The 22,699-nt window shown below is 39.9% G+C and carries 20 protein-coding genes; 8 read left to right on the forward strand and 12 right to left on the reverse strand.

Features of this window, described 5'->3' with window-relative positions; all coding sequences use genetic code 11:
• Window positions 1-255: 255 nt before the first annotated feature.
• Window positions 256-462, forward strand: a complete 207-nt coding sequence (locus IGK14_RS15635; protein WP_008380254.1) for a hypothetical protein — start codon at window positions 256-258, stop codon at window positions 460-462.
• Between the two features lie 86 nt (window positions 463-548).
• Here IGK14_RS15635 and IGK14_RS15640 read toward each other — a convergent pair whose 3' ends face one another.
• The 3 genes from IGK14_RS15640 to IGK14_RS15650 are packed head-to-tail and all read right to left on the reverse strand — an operon-like array spanning window position 549 to window position 4,750.
• A complete protein-coding gene (locus tag IGK14_RS15640; RefSeq protein ID WP_010748945.1) occupies window positions 549-2,015 on the reverse strand; it encodes a glycoside hydrolase family 1 protein in 1,467 nt (488 codons plus the stop codon).
• An 18-nt stretch (window positions 2,016-2,033) separates the two neighbouring features.
• Window positions 2,034-3,902 (reverse strand): beta-glucoside-specific PTS transporter subunit IIABC, encoded by a 1,869-nt coding sequence (locus IGK14_RS15645; RefSeq protein ID WP_010748944.1) that lies wholly within the window; start codon window positions 3,900-3,902, stop codon window positions 2,034-2,036.
• Window positions 3,903-3,907: 5 nt separating this feature from the next.
• Window positions 3,908-4,750 carry a PRD domain-containing protein gene (locus IGK14_RS15650; protein WP_010748943.1) on the reverse strand — a complete coding sequence of 281 codons (843 nt, stop codon included), beginning with the start codon at window positions 4,748-4,750 and terminating at the stop codon, window positions 3,908-3,910.
• A gap of 327 nt (window positions 4,751-5,077) precedes the next feature.
• On the opposite strand from IGK14_RS15650, the gene IGK14_RS15655 reads away from it, so the two are divergent.
• Window positions 5,078-6,265, forward strand: coding sequence for an IS110 family transposase (locus tag IGK14_RS15655; RefSeq protein WP_010748702.1), 1,188 nt, complete (start codon window positions 5,078-5,080; stop codon window positions 6,263-6,265).
• Window positions 6,266-6,675: 410 nt separating this feature from the next.
• Here IGK14_RS15655 and IGK14_RS15660 read toward each other — a convergent pair whose 3' ends face one another.
• From IGK14_RS15660 to IGK14_RS15675, 4 genes are read right to left on the reverse strand one after another with little or no spacing between them, the layout of a single operon-like run.
• Window positions 6,676-6,936: a metal-sensitive transcriptional regulator gene (locus IGK14_RS15660; protein WP_005230585.1), complete on the reverse strand. Its 261-nt coding sequence runs from the start codon at window positions 6,934-6,936 to the stop codon at window positions 6,676-6,678.
• Window positions 6,933-7,232 carry a rhodanese-like domain-containing protein gene (locus IGK14_RS15665; RefSeq protein WP_010748942.1) on the reverse strand — a complete coding sequence of 100 codons (300 nt, stop codon included), beginning with the start codon at window positions 7,230-7,232 and terminating at the stop codon, window positions 6,933-6,935. Before IGK14_RS15665 ends, IGK14_RS15660 begins: the two co-directional genes overlap by 4 nt.
• Window positions 7,225-8,883, reverse strand: coding sequence for an FAD-dependent oxidoreductase (locus tag IGK14_RS15670; protein ID WP_034696253.1), 1,659 nt, complete (start codon window positions 8,881-8,883; stop codon window positions 7,225-7,227). Before IGK14_RS15670 ends, IGK14_RS15665 begins: the two co-directional genes overlap by 8 nt.
• Window positions 8,884-8,885: 2 nt before the next feature.
• The gene (locus IGK14_RS15675; RefSeq protein ID WP_010748940.1) at window positions 8,886-9,200 is read right to left on the reverse strand and encodes a rhodanese-like domain-containing protein; all 315 of its coding nucleotides are present in this window, start codon (window positions 9,198-9,200) and stop codon (window positions 8,886-8,888) included.
• A gap of 426 nt (window positions 9,201-9,626) precedes the next feature.
• Between IGK14_RS15675 and IGK14_RS15680 the strand changes: the two genes are divergently transcribed.
• The 4 genes from IGK14_RS15680 to IGK14_RS15695 all read left to right on the forward strand — a co-directional run bounded on the left by IGK14_RS15680 (window position 9,627) and on the right by IGK14_RS15695 (window position 13,301).
• Complete coding sequence (locus IGK14_RS15680) at window positions 9,627-10,100, forward strand: DUF3955 domain-containing protein (RefSeq protein WP_051095338.1); 474 nt, start codon at window positions 9,627-9,629, stop codon at window positions 10,098-10,100.
• A gap of 362 nt (window positions 10,101-10,462) precedes the next feature.
• On the forward strand, window positions 10,463-10,828 hold the full coding sequence (locus tag IGK14_RS15685; RefSeq protein WP_010748938.1) for a DUF2512 family protein: 366 nt from the start codon (window positions 10,463-10,465) through the stop codon (window positions 10,826-10,828).
• Between the two features lie 242 nt (window positions 10,829-11,070).
• Window positions 11,071-12,492, forward strand: coding sequence for a cryptochrome/photolyase family protein (locus IGK14_RS15690; RefSeq protein ID WP_194186268.1), 1,422 nt, complete (start codon window positions 11,071-11,073; stop codon window positions 12,490-12,492).
• Window positions 12,493-12,902: 410 nt separating this feature from the next.
• Window positions 12,903-13,301: a YxeA family protein gene (locus IGK14_RS15695; protein WP_010748936.1), complete on the forward strand. Its 399-nt coding sequence runs from the start codon at window positions 12,903-12,905 to the stop codon at window positions 13,299-13,301.
• 297 nt (window positions 13,302-13,598) lie between these two features.
• Here IGK14_RS15695 and IGK14_RS15700 read toward each other — a convergent pair whose 3' ends face one another.
• From IGK14_RS15700 to IGK14_RS15715, 4 genes are all read right to left on the reverse strand, one after another.
• Entirely contained in the window at window positions 13,599-15,047 is a 1,449-nt protein-coding gene (locus tag IGK14_RS15700) for a helix-turn-helix domain-containing protein (RefSeq protein ID WP_010748935.1), read from the reverse strand.
• Window positions 15,048-15,583: 536 nt separating this feature from the next.
• The gene (locus IGK14_RS15705) at window positions 15,584-16,978 is read right to left on the reverse strand and encodes a glutamate decarboxylase (RefSeq protein WP_010748934.1); all 1,395 of its coding nucleotides are present in this window, start codon (window positions 16,976-16,978) and stop codon (window positions 15,584-15,586) included.
• Between the two features lie 29 nt (window positions 16,979-17,007).
• Window positions 17,008-18,417 (reverse strand): amino acid permease, encoded by a 1,410-nt coding sequence (locus tag IGK14_RS15710; RefSeq protein ID WP_010748933.1) that lies wholly within the window; start codon window positions 18,415-18,417, stop codon window positions 17,008-17,010.
• Between the two features lie 26 nt (window positions 18,418-18,443).
• Window positions 18,444-19,085, reverse strand: a complete 642-nt coding sequence (locus tag IGK14_RS15715) for a hypothetical protein (RefSeq protein WP_010748932.1) — start codon at window positions 19,083-19,085, stop codon at window positions 18,444-18,446.
• Between the two features lie 152 nt (window positions 19,086-19,237).
• Here IGK14_RS15715 and IGK14_RS15720 point away from each other — a divergent pair, with 152 nt between their 5' ends.
• Window positions 19,238-19,666, forward strand: coding sequence for a hypothetical protein (locus tag IGK14_RS15720; protein ID WP_174272999.1), 429 nt, complete (start codon window positions 19,238-19,240; stop codon window positions 19,664-19,666).
• A gap of 1,415 nt (window positions 19,667-21,081) precedes the next feature.
• Here IGK14_RS15720 and IGK14_RS15725 read toward each other — a convergent pair.
• Window positions 21,082-21,366, reverse strand: coding sequence for a hypothetical protein (locus IGK14_RS15725; RefSeq protein WP_010748929.1), 285 nt, complete (start codon window positions 21,364-21,366; stop codon window positions 21,082-21,084).
• Window positions 21,367-22,070: 704 nt separating this feature from the next.
• Between IGK14_RS15725 and IGK14_RS15730 the strand changes: the two genes are divergently transcribed.
• The gene (locus tag IGK14_RS15730; RefSeq protein ID WP_010748928.1) at window positions 22,071-22,655 is read left to right on the forward strand and encodes a TetR/AcrR family transcriptional regulator; all 585 of its coding nucleotides are present in this window, start codon (window positions 22,071-22,073) and stop codon (window positions 22,653-22,655) included.
• Window positions 22,656-22,699 lie beyond the last annotated feature (44 nt).

Here is a 22,699-nt window from a genome sequence, read left to right on the forward strand (position 1 = left end):
CCGCTTGTCCAAAGAATGTAAACCAATGGTTGCTTTATGTAAACGACTAGGTTCTGTTGCTTCGGGGGAAATTTTTTTATACTTAGTACAAAGCTTCCGTATAAACCCGTTTGATCAGAAACAAACCGGACGTTTTCCTCATGAACGATGAATAGCCAAACAAGCGCGCAGCCCTACCTTCACCGTTGACTTGCAAGTACTGCCTTAGCTGTCCTCTTTTAGTACTTGCTTTTTATAAAAGAATGGAGTGTATATATGAATGTAAAACAGCTACTCGTCATTGCCGAGCAACGAAGAAACATTACGAATCAAAAATTGACCTATGCCGAAAATTTCTTGGCTGCCGGCTACTCTGCTGCCGAATTGCTGGCAGATGAAACCTTTCTTGAATTAGAGCGAAGGGAAACCCAACTGATTGCAGAACGCAACGCCATTTTTTACGAGGAAGTCAGCCACAATTAATCCCCCTGTCCAATTGTAGGCGACGAAAAAGCGAAGGCTCAGCAGCACCTTCGCTTTTTTCTGTAATTACTTTAGCTTGCGATTTTCTAATTAATTCCTTCCCCATTTGATTGAATCACTTTTTTATACCAATAAAAGGACTTTTTCTTATAGCGAGCCAACGAGCCAGTCCCATCGTCATGCTTGTCTACATAAATAAACCCGTAGCGTTTTGCCATTTGTCCAGTTCCTGCTGAAACAAGGTCGATGGGCCCCCAAGAAGTATAGCCGATAAGATCAACGCCATCTGCAATAGTATCAGCCATTGCCTTAATATGTCTTCGTAAATAGTCGATACGATAATCATCCTCGACTGTATATTCACCATTTTTTTCAATTAGGGTATCCATTGCACCTAACCCATTTTCGACCACCATCAAGGGAATTTCATAGCGCTCATAAATTTGATTTAACGCGATGCGTAATCCTAATGGATCAATTTCCCAGCCCCATTCACTCGCTGTAAGATGCGGATTTTTAACCCCATTGAAAAAATTCCCCGTTTGCTTTTCGGCTTGATTATTTACTTTAGTCACAGTGGAAGATTGGTAGTAAGAAAACGTATAGAAATCAACAGTGCCCTCTTTCAGTACTTCTAAATCTCCTGCTTCGATAGTAAGATCGATCCCTCTATCTTGCCAAAACTTTTTAGCAAAATATGGATAGCGCCCTTTCACTTGAACATCACCACAGTAAAAATTACTGATATTAGTCATCTCTTGTGCGAAGCGAATATCCTCTGGATGAGAAGACAACGGATAAATCATTCGATAGGCAATCATACAGCCCATTTGCAAATTTTTGTGTAGACTTTTTGCGTATTTAATGACTCGGGCACTTGCAACGAATTGGTGGTGGAGTGCCTGAAACCGTTGCTGACTGTTATCGATATTTTGAGTATTCAAAAAATCATCAATATCTTTTGGATACATTCCTCCACCTAAATACGTACCCACCCCTACATCCCTGGATAAAATATTGATTTCATTGAATGTTAGCCAATATTTCACATCATCTTGATAACGATCAATGACCGTCTTGGCGAATCTTTCATACGATTCAATCATTTCTCTGCTTTCCCAGCCATTGAACTGTTTTGTCATTTCTATCGGTGATTCATAATGAGACAATGAGACCATCGGTTCTATCTCGTACTTCTTTAATTCTGCGATCAGATCATCGTAAAACTTTAACCCTTCTTCATTTGGCACTTTCTCTAAACCGGTCGGAAAAATACGAGTCCATGCGATAGAAAAGCGATATAGCTTAAATCCCATTTCTGCAAATAAAGCAATATCCTCTTTGTATCGATGAAAATGATCAATCGCCTCATGACTTGGATAAAAAGCACCTTCTTCAATTTCTGTGGTGATTCGCCGAGGCGTGTTCATATCGCCTCCCAGAAGCAGATCACTGATTGACATTCCTTTGCCATCCGCTTGATATGCTCCTTCTAATTGATTGGCAGCTGTCGCCCCGCCCCAATAAAATCCATCTGGAAATTTTGCTTTCATTTTTTCCCCTTCTTTCTTCTAAATAATTGTTACTAATTTATTCGAGCAATCAATCAATTCATCGTGCTCTAAAAATACCGGTTCATTCTGATTGTTCATAAAAATCAAAACAGAAGTTGGATCATAGCCTTTAGACTTGATAAAATCAATATCAACACGGGCCAGCAAATCACCCGCCTTTACTCGCTGACCTTCCTCAATAAAAAGTTCAAATCCGTCTCCATCCAGTTTCACTGTATCTAATCCAATATGCAGTAACATTTCTAATCCATTATCATGTCGCAACCCGATGGCATGTTTTGTTGGAAAGACAGTTGTTATCGTGCCTTCAATCGGTGAATGGAATTCTCCTGACACAGGATCGATCGCTAGCCCTGGTCCCATTTGTTCGGTAGCAAAAACCTCGTCAGCTACTTCACTCAGCGGCAAAACGTTGCCGCGGACGAAGCCTTGAATCAATGCTTCTTCAGCCGCTGTCCGTTTTTCTGAAGCAATCGGTGAAGGTTTATCCAACGTTTTCATATCTTCTTCAGTACCCTCTTCAAAACCAAAAATGACTGTCAAAACAAACGATATCGAAAAAGCTAACGCCAATGTTATGGCTGCTTTTACAATATTAGAGGCATCCTCTCCGAAAAATACCGGCAAGGTCAAAAGTCCCGGCGATCCGAATGAATAGCGGACTAGTCCGCTGATCCCCGCATAAAAACCAGCAATTCCACCTGAAATCATCACATAAATCAGCGGTTTTTTCAGTTTCAAGTTAACCCCGTACAGTGCAGGTTCCGTGATACCAGACAGCGCCGTGATACCGCTGGAAAAAGCAATTTGTTTCATCTGTTTATCTTTGGTTTTAACAAATACCCCAAAGGCGGCCCCCGCTTGCGAAATGTTGCTTGCTAACATACCTGGTCCTTGGACGATCTCAAATCCTACGGTTGAAAAGGAGACTTGCGCAATCGGAGTCAAAGCCGTGTGCATACCAACCATTACTAATAAAGGCGTGAAGATGCCCATCAGTGTTGGAACGAGCCACGGAACAGTCACTCGCAGATAATCCACAACAAAGAATAATCCATCTCCAAAAATCGCGCCGATAGGTCCTAAGATCATCAGTGCTAGCGGAGCCATGATGATCACGATGAAAAGCGGCTTCAACATGGTTTTTAAAACACTCGGAATGATCTTTTCAGATAAACGATCAACATAACTCATAACCCAGACAATCAAGATGATGGGGATAACCGTTCCTGAATAAGCGGCTTCACGTATCGGAAGCCCAAACAGCTGCATAGAAACATCCGAGGCAACCAGACTCTGAAAAGTTGGATGTAATAAGACACCTGTGATCCCCAATGCTAAATAAAGATTGGTTTTGAATTGCCTTGCCGCACTAGCCGCAATTAAAAAAGGCAAAAAGTAAAAGGCAGCGTCTCCCATCATATTGATGATTTGATAATTTAAACTTTCTCTACTCAATCCCAAAAGGACCAGTAAAGCTAGAACCGCCCGGATTAAACCAAATCCGATCAATGCAGTAATGATTGGCGCCATTACACCAACAATGTTTTCGATGATTCGTTTCACAAGTCCGTTTTTAGATGTATCTGCAGCTTCATCACTGTTTTTTTCCGTGATTTTATACTGATTGATTACAGTCGAATAGTAATTGCCTACTTCTCCACCAATCACAAATTGTACTTCATCTCCGGTCAATTTGGTTCCTAATACTCCTGGAATTTCCTTCGCCTGTGCTTGATTGAATTGCGTGGTATCTTTTAACTGGAAGCGAAGGCGAGTTGCACAATGATAGACCGCGTTAATATTTTTCTCTCCACCGATCGATTGAATGATTTTGTCTACTGATTCTTTCTTTTTATCAACCATTTGGTTCACTCCTCATTTTGTGATAGTAATAGTCTATTAATATGAATGGCTAAATACGCAATTTCTTCTTCAGTGATTGGTTTCTCATAGATTTCTTCTAACGTCCGTTTTATTCGCTGACTATAGGCCATCGATTCTTGATATAGCGTAGAAACTGTCTTTATTAGAACTGCATCATTGTTTAACATCGTGTTCGTTAAATAGCGTTCTGCAAAAAATTTGGCATGTGTAACCAGACGCTCATAGTGCAGACTGTGGCTATCCAATTTTTTCTTCACCAACATTTGTACAGACTTTAAAATATTTGTCACGATTTTTGTAATTTGGATAGCATTAGCATGAATTGATGAGCGACTATTTCCGTTAATAATATGGAAAGTAATGTTCGCTGCTTCTTGTTCATTCAAAGAAACACCAAGTGCTTTTTCAATAATGGCAACACCTTTTTGAGCAGCCTGAAATTCTTCCGGGTAAAATCGTTTGAACTCCCAATACATTGAAGAAGTCATAATGACATTGTCTCTGATCCTCTCGACAGTAAAATAAATATGATCGGTTAGTGAAAAGAGTGTATTAGCAGATAACTCCGTATCTAGATATTTCTCCGCTTCTTGGATGACTTCATACGCTAGCTCGATATACTTTACAGGTACATTGTTCATAAACGTGATCAAGGACTCCATTCGATTATCTTCAATCGGAAGATAAAATTTAGAGATTTTCTCTTCCGAAATCAATTGACCCTTCTTTTGCTGATAACCGATACCTTTGCCAAAAGCAATAACATCTTTGTTGTCTTTCTCAACAATAATAACGTTCACATTCAAAACCTTCTTAATCAAATACATGTATTCTTCTCCTTCCTCCTTGTATATTAGAGTTAGGGTTTTAACCTTCCGGTTTTGATTGGATAACCCTATGAACCATCGTTATTTTAATTTGGTATTAACTCATTCATTTTGAGATAATATATTTATTGGATTGAGAGGCTATGCCGTTGCCTCCTTGAGTTTTGAAGCTCGTAATCGAAAGACTGGCACCTCTCTCTGATAAGTGGATTACGTATGAGTTAGATGTTGAAAGTTTTTGCTTTACTCCGTATCTCGTACAAGGTAGTGACGCTTTTCAGTTGAGCGGGTTTCAATCCAAAATATTTTTTTAGAAAGGTCAAATGTATGTACTTCTTAGGAATTGATATCGGCAAGCGAACTCACGTGGCTTCTTTAATGAGTGAAGAAGGTAAAGTGATCCTAAAAGGTTTTTCTTTCCCTAACACTACTGAAGGAGCTGATTCCCTGATTGAGCGGCTTTCAAAATATTCAGAGACTCCCGCTGACTTTATTGTCGGAATGGAAGCTACGGGTCATTATTGGCTCTCCATCTTTTCATACCTCCACGAATCAGACTTTTTGATTCACGTTGTGAATCCTCTTCAAACCGATGGCTGGCGCAAAGGAACAGAAATCAGAAAACGAAAAAATGATATTATTGATTCTGTTTTGATTGCTGACTTGATGCGTTATGGTTCCTTTGTAGAAACAGTATTGTCTGATGAAAATGTTTTTTCGTTAAAACAACTTTCACGTTACCGAACCTATTTAGTAGGTACCGCAAGCGACTTCAAACGAAAAATCATAGCTGTACTAGATCAAGTGTTTCCTGAATATGCATCAATTTTTTCTAAACAAGGTATTTTCGGAAAAGCGTCTAAAGAGTTATTGCTTGAGTTTAGTTCTCCTATAGAGCTAGAAGAAATTTCGGCAGAAACGTTGGCTCAATACTTAGCTGAGTTAAGCAGGAACCGAATAAAGCCAGAGAAAGCAGATCAATTGAAGCAAGCAGCTTCTAACTCCTTTGGAGTGAAATTTGCTCAAGAAGCTTTTACATTTCAATTACGCTCCATGATTGAACAATTGAAATTCATCGAAAGCCAAGTAAAAGAAACTGAAAAAGAAATTAAGCGCATAATGAGTAATTTAGACTCTGTTATTCTCACAATCCCTGGAATCGGCCCTATAAATGGCGCGACAATTCTTGGTGAAATTGGAGACATTCGCAAATTTTCTAATCCGAAAAAACTGGTTGCTTATGCTGGCATAGACGCGTCTGTGTCCCAATCTGGGCAAAACGAAGCAACACATAATGTTATGAGCAAGCGTGGATCTCCATACTTACGAAAAGCCTTGTTTTCAGCTGCTCTAGTTGCTTCTCGATGTGATCCTGTTTTTCGCGCGTTTTATCAGAAAAAAATTTCTGAGGGAAAGCATCATCTGACGGCCTTAGGTGCTGTTTCTCGTAAGCTTTGTTATGTGATTCATGCTATTTTAACTAAAAATGAACCTTATAAGATTGTTTCCGATTAGCTATTGAACAATCAAAAAAATCTAATAGTGAAAGGTCTATTTGTTGTACTCATTTTTTGGACTTAACTGTTATAAAATATTTTTTTGATTTAGCTAATTTTCACTTGACTCTATATAGTTAGTCTTTCTAAGCGTAAAAAAAGGCATAATAAAATCAAATCTGCGAACCTTCGCAAAATTGATTTTATTATGCCTTGCCTGCCGTACAGTCACATACACATAAAAAAAATCATTATTTATTTCTTAAATTAATCATAGCACCCAAAAAAAGAAAACGCAATCATTTTTTTAATGTAGAAAAAACCGCAAAATAGGTATTTCCCTTCTTTTGCGGTCAGCTTCGAATCTTCAACTGGTTGACAAAAAACTCTTTCAAATGAAAAAACACGACAAACCTTTCAAAAATCCCGTTATTTCTTCACGATCAGCTGAACGGCTTGATCGATTTTCTGCTTTTGGGTTTCCGTGTCGCTGTCTGGATTTTCCAAACAATTTTTCAAATTTTCAGCGACAATGATCCCCATAATACGGTTAACACTGGAACTGACGGCGGACAATTGCGTGATTACATCGACGCATTCTTTCTCGTCTTCGATCATTTTTTGAATCCCCCGCAACTGGCCTTCGGTTCGTTTTAACCGATTCAAAATATCTTTGTTGCATGCGGTCATCGTTTGATTTCTCCTCTCCATGCTGACATGCCGCCGAGGACATTGGTCACTTGAAACCCTTGCTGACTCAAAAACTCAGATGCCATTTGCGAACGAGCCCCTGAATGACAGATGACATAGTAGTTTTTATCCTTCTCTAAGTCGCTGATTTGTTCTGTCAGCTCGCTCAACGGTAGGTTTTGTGCTGTTTTGATGTGTCCTTGTGCAAACTCATCGACTTCTCTGACATCAAGGATCTCAAGTGGTTCACGTTTTTCTTTTTGGGCAAATTCCTCCATAGATATTGCTTTAATCATGAATAATCATCTCCGGCTTAATAGTATTATACAACGAAAAGGCACCATCGAGGTTTTGACAATTGATGCCCGCTTGTTTTAAGATGCGTTCGGCAATGTAGCTTCTCAATCCGCTATGACACGTAACGACATACGAAACGCTTGGATCCAATTCAGACAACCGATCCCTCAATTCATCTAACGGAATGTGGAGCGCTTGTTGAAAACGTCCATTATTGGCTAATTCCATCTCTGAACGAACATCCAACAACTGCTTACCGTTTTCTAAGGCATCCGTCAATTCGTGCCACTGAATATTCTCACTGATTCCTTCCGCTAGATTGATCGCTGCATAGCCAAGCATATTCACTGGATCTTTGGCTGAGCCAAAAGGCGGTGCATAGGTGAATTCCAGTTCAGGCAAGTCAAAGATCGTTAAACCGCCTTTGATCACTGTTGCCAATATATCGATCCGTTTATCGACCCCTTTGGCACCGATGCCTTGCGCACCGTAGATTTTTCCATTATTCGCATCAAAAATCAGTTTCAAATAAATATCCGTCGCATCAGGATAATACCCTGCATGGTCTTTGCCTGAAAGATGAACCACCTGGGGATTTAGCCCTGCCAGTTTGGCGCTGCGCTCACTTAACCCTGTGGAAGCTGCTGCAAGATCGAATACGCGCACGATCGCCGTCCCGATACTGCCTTTGTTTTTGCGAGCCAGTCCACCCAACACATCGGCTACTTGCCGACCTTGGCGATTGGCTGGTGACGCCAGGGAGATCAGCGTATCTTCGTTGGTGATTTGTTGTTTCACAACGATGGCATCACCCACCGCGTAAATATCTTTCTTGCTGGTTTGGTATTGCTCATCTACTAGGATACCCCCCCGGTGTCCCAATTCAATACCAGCACGTTTCGCCAAATCCGTTTCTGGTTGGACACCAACCGAAAGAATCGTGACATCTGAAGCCAGGACCGTGCCATCTTCCAGAACGATTTCTTGCCCTGCTTTTTCAAAAGCGGTCGCTGACTGCGAGGTCAAAACTTTGACCCCTTGCTTGATCAATTCATTTTTGACATACGCAGCCATTTCTTCGTCCAAAGGTGGCAATACGTGGGGTGCTTTTTCTACGATCGTTACTTCGAGGCCTTTTTTATGTAAATTTTCAGCGACTTCTAACCCAATAAACCCAGCGCCAATGATCGTCGCTTTTTGAGGCTTTTTGTCTTCAAGATGCGCCATGATTTGGTCTAAGTCAGGAACATTGCGCAAAGAAAAGGCGTTGGTTGCTTCTTCTAGCCCTTTGATCGCTGGTACTAGCGGTTTTGCCCCCGGCGATAAAATCAACGCATCATAAGATTCCGTGAAGACGTGTTCGCCATGTTTGACCGTCACCGTTTTCTCCTCTGGCTGGATCGCCAGTACCTCATGAAAAGGTCGCACATCTAAGTTGAACCGTTTCTTTAATGCTTCAGGTGTTTGGACCAATAGGGCATCTCGCTCTTTGATCTCACCAGAAATTGCATACGGCAGCCCGCAATTCGCAAAAGAGACAAAAGGACCTTTTTCAAAAACAATGATCTCCGCTGCTTCTTTAAGCCGACGTAAGCGCGTGGCTGCCGACATTCCCCCTGCTACCCCACCGACAATAACTATTTTTTCCATCATTACTTTCCTCCTTTGGTTGTTCCGCGCCATTGATTCATGCCGCCACGAACGTTGACCACATCAAAACCTTTTTTACTTAGGATTTTGGCTGCTTGTTTGCTTCGCATCCCCGATTGGCAAATGACTGCCAGTTTCTTGTCGCCTTTTTGAGTAAATCCAGCAACCTTATTTAACGGTACATTTTTCGCATAGGCAATGTGCCCGCTGCGGTACTCCGCCGGCGTGCGTACATCCAGAACCGTCCATTCTTTGGCTCCTTCTTTTTGTAAATCTGCTGTTGACATACTTGGTATGCGCTTAAATAGTGAAAACATTTCTTGCTCCTTTCGTATACCCCTTGGGGTATATTAAACAAGATGTTTTGCGATTTGTCAACTAAGTGATTTTCTTTAAGAAAAGAAACTTGCTGTTGCGCTCCCCCCCCACTCGATACTCTCGACAGCTGTCGGACAGCTACCGATCAAGCAGCGAAAGGCCTGTATCCCACAATTCCCTCCCCTCGATCACAATGCTATAATAAAAGAAAAGATACATTGTAAAAATAACACACATCAAATCGTTTACTTAGCAGCTGATCGCTTTGATTATTAAAGATGATTGGCTCCCGCCCTAACCAAGAGCGGACAAAAAAGCGACGCAAGCACCACTTTCCCTTGATTTATCAAGCAGCAAGCCCTGCTTTCTTGGAACCAATGAGGGTTTCGACTATGCTTAAGTCACATCAGCGAAAGGAAGAAAAGATGGAATTTGGCGAAAAAATCAAAGAAGTACGTACGAGAAATAACTTGACCCAAGAACAATTTGCCACTCAACTACACGTGACAAGACAAGCCGTTTCGAACTGGGAAAACAATCGCAATCTACCAGATTTAGAAATGCTGATTGCCATCGCCACGATTTTTGAACTCTCGCTTGATGAATTGATTTTAGGAGGAACCCAAGTGAACAAGATCACTGAAAAACTAATCAAAGACGGCAGCGAGACCCGACGCGCCAAACTCAATTTGATCACGACCTTGATCGGAACATTTTTACTACTATTCGGCTTTGCCTGCTTCTTCATCAAAGCAAGCGCCGTAGAATACATCGATCAATCCGGCATTTTACATGAAAATTTCTACCTGATTCCTGTAGGATTTTTGTTCCTATTGGCTAGTTTCGTAGTATTTGCAGGAACCGGGCTCAATTATTATCGAGCTGTTAGGAGAAAATAAATAAGAAGACGGCATAAAGCGACCCTCGAAAAGCAGATCAAAATCTGACTTTGGCGGGTCGCTCCATTTAAATTGCCTTGCTAAATTGTTTGATTCCAGTAAATACTGTACCGATACTTTATCTCCTTACAAAATCCCCTCTATTCTTCTTTCGTTTCACAAATTGATCCCACTGATCATTCCTTAAAGTGTTTAAACTATTTACGACTATTCGTCAAGCAAATATGCTTAAAATAGTATAAAAAACCAAACCAATCCTTTTTTTTGACACAAAAAATGTCAGATGATAGCCTTGAAATAGAAGGTTATCACTAAGATGACCTTCTTGCTTTTGGAATAAATAATAAAAAGGAGTGTATGAAATGAAACATCTAAAAGCGTTGGTTGTTAAAGCACTAATGATTTGGGCGATTTTGTGGATTGTGTTGTCAGGGATTTACGATGTCAGTTTTATGGACTCGACGATCGTCGGTGTGATCATTGTGGTGATGATCTATGTGTTAGGCGACTTGGTCATTTTGCGCAAGATCGGTAACATTGCGGCAACGATCGCAGATGCCGGTGCAGCAGCCCTTATCCTATGGCTGTATCTGACTTATATGGACTATACAAATGATATTTGGATGCTAGTATTGATCCCAGCAGTATTGATTGGTGTGGCAGAATGGTTCTTCCACATCTGGTTGTTAAAAGCAGACATCGTGCCAGATGAACGGAAAATGAAATAATTTTGTTGATTGCTAGAATCGAACACAGACTCTTGTTCTGTGTTCGATTTTTTTTGTTTACAAGATCGGCTATTGAAAAGCGACGCATCTTCTTGTTCCATATGCTTTCTATAATCACGGACGCTTGCCAAGATTTCTGGTTAGCTGACGCAATCGCCAAATTTGAATAAATCCCATCTTTCCATTACTATAAACGAAATCCGATCGTTTTTTTGCACGGTTATATTATCAAGGAGGTTTGTATGGCAATTCATGTGATGTGGTTTAGAAAGGATCTACGCTTAGAGGACAACACGGCACTGACTGAGGCGCTTTTTTCTCTTCAAGAAAACGACCATTTGTTGTGTGTATTTCATCTCAATGACAAGCAGTTTCTCCCCAAGGCGCCAAGCCATGATTACTTTTTTAGCGCAGTTGCTCACTTTATCGAGGCTGCCAAAAAGCAAAATCTGACGATCCACCTATTGACAGGGACTTTGACAGAAGCCTTTGATCAGTTGCTCGCTTGCTATCCAGAATGGAGCCAGCTTTACTTCAACTTTGATAACCGTGGATTTGGTCGTAAACGTGATCTCTACATAAAAGAATTGGTCGAGAAAAAAGGCATCACTGTCCATTCTTTTGAAGATCATCATCTGCATCAACCAACAGAAGTCACCAAAGAGGATGGGACATACTACAAAAAATTTACCCCCTACTATAAGAAATGGATTCAATTGCCCAAACCGGTGTATCAAAAGCAGGCTCTCGATTTTGAAAAAGCCGTTCATTTTGATGATGCCCCTCACTTCAAAGCAGGGACAGCGCTGCTTGCTAAGCTGCTAGAAAATAGAAAGACCGATTTTTCAACGATCGTTGGGGAAGACTATGCGCACAAGCAATTGCAAGCATTTGTGCAAAAGCGTTTGGCCACCTATGAAAAAGACCGTGATATCCCTTCGATCAAAGGAACCAGCCGCCTGTCCCCTTTCTTGTCTTTTGGACAAATCTCCATTCGGAAGGTTTGGGCCGCTTGCCAAGGAATGCCATCAAGCACTGGCAAAGCGACCTTTTTAAAAGAACTGGCTTGGCGAGATTTTTATCATATGATCTACTTCAGCCATCCTGAACAAAAAAACTATGAACTCATTGAGAAATATCGAAACATGGATTGGCGAAAAAATGAAGAGGAGCTAACCAAATGGCAAGCAGGGCAAACCGGCTATCCGATCATTGATGCCGCGATGCGGCAGCTGAATCAAACCGGTTGGATGCATAACCGTCTACGGATGATCGTCGCTTCCTTTCTAACCAAAGATTTACTGATCGATTGGCGGCAAGGAGAAGCCTATTTTGCTCGACAATTGATCGACTACGACGCTGCCAGCAATATCGGCGGCTGGCAGTGGGCAGCTTCGACTGGCACCGATGCGGTTCCTTACTTTCGAATTTTCAACCCCATTACACAAGGGAAAAAATTCGACAAGGATGGGACGTTTATCAAACAATTTGTTCCCGAACTCGCCCAGTTGCCGCTAAAATTCATCCATGAACCCTACTTGATGACTGACGAAGAACAAGCCGACCTAAAGGTAGTTTTAGGCACCGACTATCCGTTGCCTATAGTTGACCACAACGAAGCCAGAAAAAGAGCCCTCGATTTGTATAGTAAAATCGAACCATAAAAAGCTGCCATGGACTGCTCTCAAGCATTTTCGGTAAAAAAACCAGCAAAGACGGTCTCTTACGGAGCGTCTTTGCTGGTTTTTTATGAAACTGGTGCGCCCTCTTTCGCCTGTCTATAGTGAAAAAACAAACGGCACGTCTCATCAAGCTGTCTGCTGCTGGGCATACATAAAAGAAGCATTTTCCATGCTGTGTTTTTTAATTAAGATCTTGTCGTCTACTTCCCCTCTTATTTCTAGTCGCTCTAAGCACCAATCCCCTGAGGATTTATAGATCGAACCCTTTACTAGCGGCGTTCCCTGCTTTTTCACGACTGGATAGCAACGTTTCTCCTTGCAAAACTGTTCGTCTGATGAAAGGTCATCTATAGAACCATTCTGTTATAATAGCTCCATATTTGAGGATAAGGATGGTTTATATGAAAAAAATAATCGGATTCATCTTAGTCGTACTTTTAGGATTCGTTGGATACAAAGGATATGAATATTATCAATCCACCTACTCAGGACAAACAGCTTACGCGTATGTCCCGTCTGAGATTCCGCCTAAAGTCCAACACGAAAGTAAGAGCGGCATCGGCGACCAGTCTCCTTGGTATTCTTACGATTACACATTAAACTTTGTAAAAGAAGATGGCAGCACCCAAACCCTTGAGGTTTCATTATCAGAAGATAACGCAAAACCCTTAACACCAAATTCTTATGTAAAAGCGGTGATCAGTGAAAAGCGTACAATAAAAGGCCCGAATGGCGTTGAAAAAGACGCAATTCCCAAAAAGGTTCTAGAGAAATTAGAAAATCAGAACTAACGATGCCAGACTCACATCATTATGTGGGTCTTTTTTTTACATCCTTCCAAAATCAGTATTTTGAAACCCTTCTGTTATTTTCACACTTGATGTCTTCTGCTCTGTTGCGATACGTTATACAAGGATACTGGGCACATTTATCTAGCAGAAAGCTGCTTGACTGATCACTATTCTTATTCCGTCATCCATGATAAGAGCAATTCAAGCTCCTTTTCCTTTCCCTCCTTCGCAGATAATTGAAAAAGCAGCGAATCACCTATCCGTTGACTCACTGCTTTTTAAATAACAAGTGATGGCTCACACCACAAAAGAATGGTACTTAGAGTAAGCAATTTGATCGACGATCGCAGAAACCTGATTGACATCTAAATCGGCACCGATGGCAGTCACTTGATAAAATTGACCATAATTGTTGCCAAGTTGAGGGACACGGGCGTTTGAAATCAGCAAATCGTATTCTTCCTCATTGTTGTAAGGAGAAATAGTTACATTTTGTTTCCCTTTTAGTTCATTTTTTAACAAGTAAATGGAAGCATCTGCCAAAAGACTGGAGCCCATATTTAAGACCCCGATCCGTACCCGATATTCCTCTTTCGGTGATAACAGATAGATTAAAAAGACCAGACGTTTCTTGAGGTAGTTGAGTTTCGTGGGCGTAAACAAGTTGGTTGGTGCAATAATGTGTTGTAGGATGTCTGTAATCACTTGATCTCGCAAGGAATTGTGAAACAGCTTGTGATAATAATTCAAGGTGACTCGGTCAATGGAGTAATTTACCCCATGAAAGTAATAGACTTGTGCGATCAAGGAGAAGACACTGGCTTTAATATCGATCGTCGTATGCGAGGCTTCAAGACAATAAATGGACTGGATCGCTGCCATGACTTCATCGGTAATCTCAAAAACAGGATTTTTATTGGTATACAACCCTAAGCGAAGCTCCTCGTAAGGAATTCCTCCTACCGTAACGAGAAATAGACAGATAAAGAAGGGAACGATCTTGGCTTCGTCTACTGAACAGATGCTTTTTTTCGACACATAGGCCTGTCGAATAAAGCGACAAATCGGCATCTCTTGGCAGCGATTGATTTTGATTTGTTCCTCCGGACTTAAGCTTCCCAAGGTTGTGTGTGGCGTGACTTTTTTCATGATCACAAATAGCCAGATCTTCAACTGCTTTTGTTGCGCAATCGAGAGGGTTATTTTTTTCGCTAGCTCCGCCACCAGGTCATCGATCAAAACAGAATCGATCGCTGTTTCCCCCATTTTTAAAAAATTATAGTAAAAATAAATGCGTTGCGTCATCGTTCCCGCTAGCTTTTTGTTCTTTATCTTTAATTCAAAATGCTGCAGCAGCTGATTGCACTCTGCAATCACACGATTCAGTGTCCCCACGCTTATTTTTAATTCATCGGCTAATACGAAAGCATCATAGCCTGCATGTTGAAACAAATAATGGATGATTTGATATTTTACAGATTTTTTCAATAACGTGTCGGTCAAATCATCCAATGAGACGCTGTCGTTTACTTGCAGATCAAGGGTATAACGGTTGATTGCAAAAGAGACCTTCTCATTTTTTAGTTGCTGCTGAAGATTTTCTGATAGTTTCGTCAAGGTTGGCATCGTAATCTCTAATTCCCGACACGCATCACTTTTTTTGATGTGACCCGTCGATAAATACAAGAATTTGAGCAAGATGTACTCCAATTTCAAGTCTTTATCCAGTAAGTCTTCTTTATACATGACTGTTTTTCCTCCTGTGTAAATCCTTATTCTTTTCGAATAGTTACAACCAATTTACAGAAAAAGATAGCAGTACATTCCCTATGAAACAACAAATGCAGTAAAAACATGCCCTTTCTACACATACTTTTCCTTCACTTACTCCCCAAATAAACCAAAACGAACGAACAAAAATGCGCCCTGCCAGACGAACTTTTCTCAGAATTTTCTCGCGACAATGTTCTCGGAGTTTCTTTTTATTTATGTAAAACATGCTTCTCTAAAAAAATATATTTAGACCATAATAATTAATACTATCACAAGCTAGAAATGTCAATAAATGAAATTATCAAGCGCCATTTTTTTACTTTCTCTTAAAAAATGACCCTATCAAGTACTTACCCGTTCTTATAAGCAAAAAAATCAAAGGCACTCGATGCAACCGCCTTTGATTTTTCTATAAACCATTGTTCATTCAGTCTTGCAAAAAACGTTTCATAAAGGGTCTTTTTATTCATTGAAAAAAGCAATGAACGGGTTTCTAGCGATACCGTTTCTTAATGTGAAAAGCCATAGGTTTGGTCGGATGAAACATGACGGCTTGGTCGCTTGTTCAAGCGCTCGATTCCTTCTTTCATGTCTTGCACCAGATCCATTGCCATTTGCATACTTAAATCTGCCCGGCAGACAAAGCGTTGGATATTGATATGTGATAGATTATCAGGTAATGGATAGGTAGGGACTTGCCAGCCTTTCATGGCAAATTCATCCGTCAAATCATACAGATTCCAAGAAATGTCGGCATCTTCTTTTAATTTGTAGCAGACGATCGGCAACCGTGAACCATCATTATAAATATCGAAGTAACCCATGTTTTCAATCTCTTTTGCTAAATACTGGGCAACATCACTCGTCTTTTTGTGGATCAAGCGGTAGCCTTCAAACCCATTGCGGATAAAGGTGTAATATTGTCCGATGATTTGGCTGGCACTTCTTGAAAAGTTGATGGCCATCGTTGGCATTTCACCGCCAAGATAGCTTACTTTGAAGACCAATTCTTCTGGAAGGAAATCTTTTTCTTTCCAAAGCACCCAACCGATACCAGGATAGACTAACCCATATTTATGTCCAGACGTACTGATGGAACGAACGTTTTTCAAACGGAAATCCCATTCAAGCTCTGGTTCCATAAATGGTGTGTACAATCCACCACTAGCCGCATCCACGTGGATGTAAACTTTGTAGTCGGTGTGTTTGTTGTATTCCTCTAATTTCTTATCTAGTGCTTTGATGTCATCGTATCGTCCAGTGTAAGTGATCCCTAAGATACCGACGACCCCGATCGTATATTCATCTAAATAGTCTGTGACCTTTTCGACATTAATGCTGCCATGTTCTTCATCGATAGGGATCGTCCGCATTTCAATGTCCCAGTAGACACAGAATTTTTCCCAAACGACTTGATAGGCAGAAGAAATCACTAAGTTTGGTCTTTGTTTATTGATATCTAAACCAAGTTTTTTTGCCCGATTGCGCCAAGCAAATTTTAAGGCCAATCCACCTAGCATACACGCTTCACTTGAGCCTACCGTTGATGTACCGATAAAATCAGACGCTTCTGGTGCATGCCATAAATCAGCGATCATGTTAACACAGCGGTTTTCAATTTCTGCTGTCCGTGGGTACTCGGTTTTATCAATGGCGTTTTTATCAAGGGTTTCACTCATAATTTTGACTGCTTCTGGTTCCATGTAGGTTTGACAAAACGTCGCCAAATTTTGTCTTGAGACCCCTTCATCGATCAATTGATCTTTGACTAGTTCATAGGCATCCCGCGGTACCAAAGACTCTTTTGGTAATTTGTACATAGGGATCGCCCGATCCATTGCCTCATTCCCATAGATAGGTTCCAAATATTGGGCTTCTTTTCGATTTTTTTTACTAAATAACATGCAGCTCTCCTCCTCATAGGTTGTGCTTTTTATTTTTTATCGCTTGCTTTTTCACCTACGTATTTATAGATGACAAACGGTATCACGACAATTATCAGCCAGCTGATGATCAAGATGGCTAAATAGGTTCCGCCTTTTCCCGATCCGATATCGCTCGGTGGAAAGAAGGAAATAAAGAAAGAAAAAATAGAAACAAGCAAACCAACCATCGCAACACCAATTTTCACATTTTTCCCACCAGGAATATGATACGTTCTTGTTAAGTCGTCTTTTTCTTTGACTAACTTAATATACGAAAGAAACAAGAGGACATAAGCAACCAGATAGATGCAGACCGTCAAAGCCATCGCAACGAAGAAGGATAGATTGGCACCCCCGCCGCCTAATGTCAAGACAACCGCCCAAATAGAAACAATGATGCCTTGCACCAAAACGATGTTGATTGGGACATTGTGTTGATTGACTTTGGCCATTTGTTTTGGCAGCAAGCCATTTTCAGCTGCTTCAAGCATCGCCGTTGATGGGCCGACTACCCAAGCGGCAATTTCTGCAATGACACCTAAACAGATGACCACGGCAATCAAACGAACCAGCCACTCCCCGCCGCCAAAATGATGAATCAAATAAGAATAGGCTTGGATCACACCAGTATCAAGAGACAATTGATTTTGGGGAATCGTGGCAGCCACCGTTGCCCCACCTAACGTATCCAAAAGAATCGTTGCTACAACTAAAATCAAAATGGCTTTCGGGTAATTCTTTCCAGGATTGTCCATGTCTTTTACGTGACTGGCAGAAGATTCAACCCCTGCATAGGCCAAAATAAAGGAAACAAAAACGACCAGCGTATTGATTTTCGTAAAATCAGGAATCCAAGCGCCTGAGCCAAAGGAAACTTTGATGGGATTTCCTTGAGCAATGTAGACAATTCCTAGGATGAAAAGTATGATCCCAGTTGCGACGATCCCCACAAAGAATCCTACTTTAGCAATCTTCGCGGTATTTTTTGTTCCGCCAAATTGCGAGATCGTAATCAACCAAAAGATCACTAAAGTGGCAATCAGCTTCAGCCAAACATTGGTATTAAGAGCCGGCCAATTTAGAGCATAGGAAAGCGCCCCGACAATAAAGTAAATCATCGTAATAAAGCCTACCGTGATTTGGAACCATTGGAAGAAAATGGCAGCAAAGCCCCATTTTCTCCCTAATGTTTTTGAGACCCAGGTATAGAGTCCCCCTTTTTCCCATCCTTTTACAGTAGCCATCTCCGCAGAGCAAAGGGCTACAGGGATAAACCAGAGGAAACCGCCGACGAGTAAATAAAAAACTAGATTCATCTTCGATGTCGCAAAGGTTGGATACTCATATACCGTCATCACCATTGAAGCAGTTATCGCAAAAAAACTCAACAATGATAGTTTTTTCTTGCTAGTATCCATTTTTTTCAACCTCCTATCGTTAGATACTATTTTTCAGCAGCGGAAGATAGATCAATATGGTACGTATGTGTCAAATCTCCATCTGCTTTAAATTCGATTTCGACCGCTTTGATCGCTGGCAAACTTTGTTCTTGCGCCACTTTAAAATGAATAAAGCCATCTTTATGTTTGTCATGGGTCAAAATTTCATCATCTAAGTAGTCCACAAACACTTCCGCTTCAATTTTCTTGCCATCATTCAACACCAAATATGCTTTGTCAGGTTTGATTTTTTTGTCTTTCGAATCTTCATTAAACAATTGATATTTCAGTGAAAGCAATGTTTTGTATTCTTTGTCTTTGTGTTTGAACGCTTCTACATTCACAATTTTTACATGGTTCACTAAAAAGCGAATGTGATCCCAACCAGCATTTTCATAATTCGTTTCATACCAAACAACATCTTTGACTTTCGGATCGATTCCCTTAGTTACGATTTCTTCAAAATACCCGTCATCACTCAATTTTTCACTTCCCACGATCACCTCATCTGAAGAATCACTGATCAACGTTTCGGTTCCTGACCCAGAGACCACTTCCCCTGACTCTTCCACTGTTGAGCACGCACCTAGAGTGAACAAAACGCCTACACCTAAAACGAAACCTGCAACTAATGATGTTTTCTTCATTGTAAATCCTGTCCTTTCTTTTATTATTTTTATTCCATCTCAGGTATACCATTTATCTAAAAAAAGCGAATATCTAATTTTTTATTTTAAAAACAAAAAAACGCGAAAAATACTTCGCGTTTCGGTGCTATCATGAAGTGCAGATAAGAACAATGACCATTGAAAAGAAAGGACTGAGTTTTTTGAGAGCGCTTGTGGTCGTCATAACCGCCTTTTTGTTGGGTATCCGCCCACTTTCAGCTGCCTTTTTTCTGGAAAGTACGGACGGACATACTTCTAGCGCAACGATTTCTCGGATAAAAGTTGCCCAAAATGAGTGGGCGCCTGCTGGCTCACAAAGGTTTGTTGGAACGCTGATGCTTCCTGATGCAAAAGACAACGTGCTTACAGCTGACGGGCATTTTTTGAGAAAGCCTTCCAAGCTTGTGACGAATAGGCGAGGAGCAATAGCAGCTTGTAGGGTTCAAAAAACACCAAAAACCGCACGGGGCAGCCAACTTACTCAGCGTTGCAGCTCTTCAGCCCTTACGACTTTGCGGTTAGAAAAAGCGTGTCAGGCACGGGCAATCAACCGTCCTTAGTTCTCATCCGAGTATCTGGTGTCGTACACGACGCCTTCATCCACAGGGTTTCCGCAGTGATGGCACATAGGTAAGTCAAAAACAAATGATCCTCAAACGTTTATCCTCACGTGTATCCTAGACAAATCTACTTCCCCATCCTGAACACAAAAAATAGCCACTACCTACTTTCCACTTACTTGTGCCATCCTCTGCTTGATAAAACGATCAAACTTTTTTGATTGAAAACAAAAAATTGCCTATTCTGTTTTGATCATTTTTTTAGTGATCGAGCATTGCTTAGCTAGCTAAGCCCCCCAAACCCCAAGCAGCCTCCGAAACTGTTTTTCGGGGGCTGCTTGGGGTTATCTTTTTATTCAAATTGGAACGTTTTTTGGATACAACTATATATCAACTACAGAAAATACCAGATCATTTTCGAATATTTGAACTATCTAATTGACTTCAACTAAACATACTTTAATAATTCTAAAATATAGCTGAACGAACATCATTTTTTTCCTTATATGGATAAACAATTAAAAGGAGTCTTTATAATCGTGATAACTGCTGCTATCACAACGAAAAAAGAGAGCGACATGCGCAATAATTGGTTCTCCACTATTATCTCTGCCTAAAAGGTTGCCCCTTTATTTCGATTAAATGATAGAAAGACTGATTAAGGCAATCCCAAAAGTTATGCCATCTAGAACAAACCATTCTTTTTTATCTTGAGACGCCTTGTTAGCAAACAAACAACTTATTCCATAAAGAATCAATAGAATCCCTATGTTTATGGGAAAAGTTAACCACGCTGTCAAGGCATTAACAAATAAGAGAAGCATCAATGGCAAAATATACAACAATGCATACCACTTTTTTAAATAGTGCGGCAGCTTCTGGTAATTTGAATACATCTATTTATCCTCACAATTCATTTCTTATTGGTCATTTATTTCTGGTATGAGCAGTAAGTACTTTCGTTATAAAATGAGACAAAACAAAGCTTAGGATGATAATCCCAAAAGTAATAGCAAAAGATAAAATCGTATTCTCCAGTAAATTCGCAAATAAGGGCAGCTTAATATATAAATAACACCCAATTGCCGCAATAATGCTACCTGATAAATAGAAACAAAGTAGCTCAGTTGCTGTTTTTGAAGAATGAACGTTTCGATCAACTGATGAAAAGTCGCCATTTTGAAAAGGTATTGGTGATCCAGTTTGTGAAGGATCAGATTTTGTATTCATTACGTTAAAGTAATTGTTAGATAGATTGCTAATTGAATGTTGTTTTCTATTCTTTTCGTGATTGTTCATAGCTATTCAGACCTGCTTCCCTTAAAAAATTCATTGTTTTCAAATCCTTCATAGAAATCTCAACACCATGATTTCATGCAATTGCGCTATTGCATCTACTCAAAAACTCTATATTTTCAAAACCAAGTCAAATCAACTGCACGTTGAAGGGTTAGCGGACCATGTTTTGCTTCATACATAAAATCTTTTGACTGTAATCCAGTACGCTCCTTAAAAATTTTCTCAAACATAGAAGAATCGTTAATGGAATCGGCATTGTGTGTCAAAGTCAATATATAGTGTTTCTCTTTTGGATTACTCCAGACCCCCATATTACTTAAAGAAGCTAAATCAAGCGGTGGTGTATTAGAAGATAAAATAATTGTATACTGGCATCTATGCAAAACATCATTTATTTTCATAAAGCACTTCCTTAATTAGTTAGTAATTCCCCAAACATTACAGATCCAAACAATATTTACCTTTTCATTTAAAAACAAACGTACATCATATTATATTGCGTTCACCTTAAGCATTTTTTCAAGAGAAGCTTCGCTATCTTTCAAAACTAATTTACAGATGTTACCAGTCAATGCACGTATGATTTCTGTTATAAGTTTCGAAATCCACACTCTTTCTTTTGTGGTGAAAAGTGGTGTTTTTATGAGTGCTCTTCCTTTTATAAGGGATACAAAAACAGCTTTAGTTCTTTCTATCTCTAAAATAACAAAAAACCAAATAACCACTCGAGCATACTAACAAAGGAAGCCCGACATAGAGCATACCAGTTCCTAATGGATAATTAATAGCAAGGTCAAGTTGGATATCCTTAAGTTCTTCTTTGCTGATTGTGTCAAAATCTTGAATAGGGATCAAAATCGTCTGTAAAAAAAGCCAACGACCGTGATAAAAAGACTGATCCAAAAACAGCCAATTGCAAACTTTTTCATAAGGGTCCTCTTTTCAGCATACACTTTCTTACTGTATGTTCTTATTATACATACCAACTATTAAAAAAAGAACCTTAAATTATTTTTTAACATTAATTTTACAACAATAAAAAGAAAATGAATCAATCAGTGAATAAAAAATTGACAAGACTCAATTAGTACTATATAGTTCTATTATGGCAAATTATAAACATTCAAATAAAAACAGAGTGATCGAAACAGCCGCCAGCCTTTTTCTCAAAGTCGGCTACACGTATACCAGTATGGATGAGGTCGTGCAGCAAAGCGGTGTGTCAAAATCAAATGTCTATTACCACTTCTCAAGTAAGGAGGAATTATTACTAGCAGTGATTGATTTTTGGATCACTGCATACCGAGAAAAACTAGCAGACATTTTGAAACAGACCAATCTAACTTTGGAAGAAAAAATGCTGACCTTTCTAGAAAGTTTAGCTGAAGAAATTGAAGAGCGGGACTATCAAGGCAGCTGTCCCTTCATTACTTTCATTATGCAAGCACCGAAAAATGATCGGCTGGTCCAAGAAAAAATCAATCATTTTTTTGATTATTTAACGCGTATCTGCGAGGGATTGATTCAAGAAGGAATAAATACTAAAGCATTTCGTGAAGACATCAACGTCAAAGAAACGGCGGAGATTTTTGTGAATAACCTTGAAGGGGCACTCTTTTTAGCAGAAGTAAAAAAAGAGAGTCAGTATCTCACTACTACAGCCAAAAATTTATTTAAATTACTCGTTTAAGAGTAATTTTTTTATATAAAATTAGGACTAAATAGTTCTAAAAA

Source organism: Enterococcus sp. DIV0970a (assembly GCF_051711265.1).
Lineage (GTDB): Bacteria > Bacillota > Bacilli > Lactobacillales > Enterococcaceae > Enterococcus_D > Enterococcus_D casseliflavus.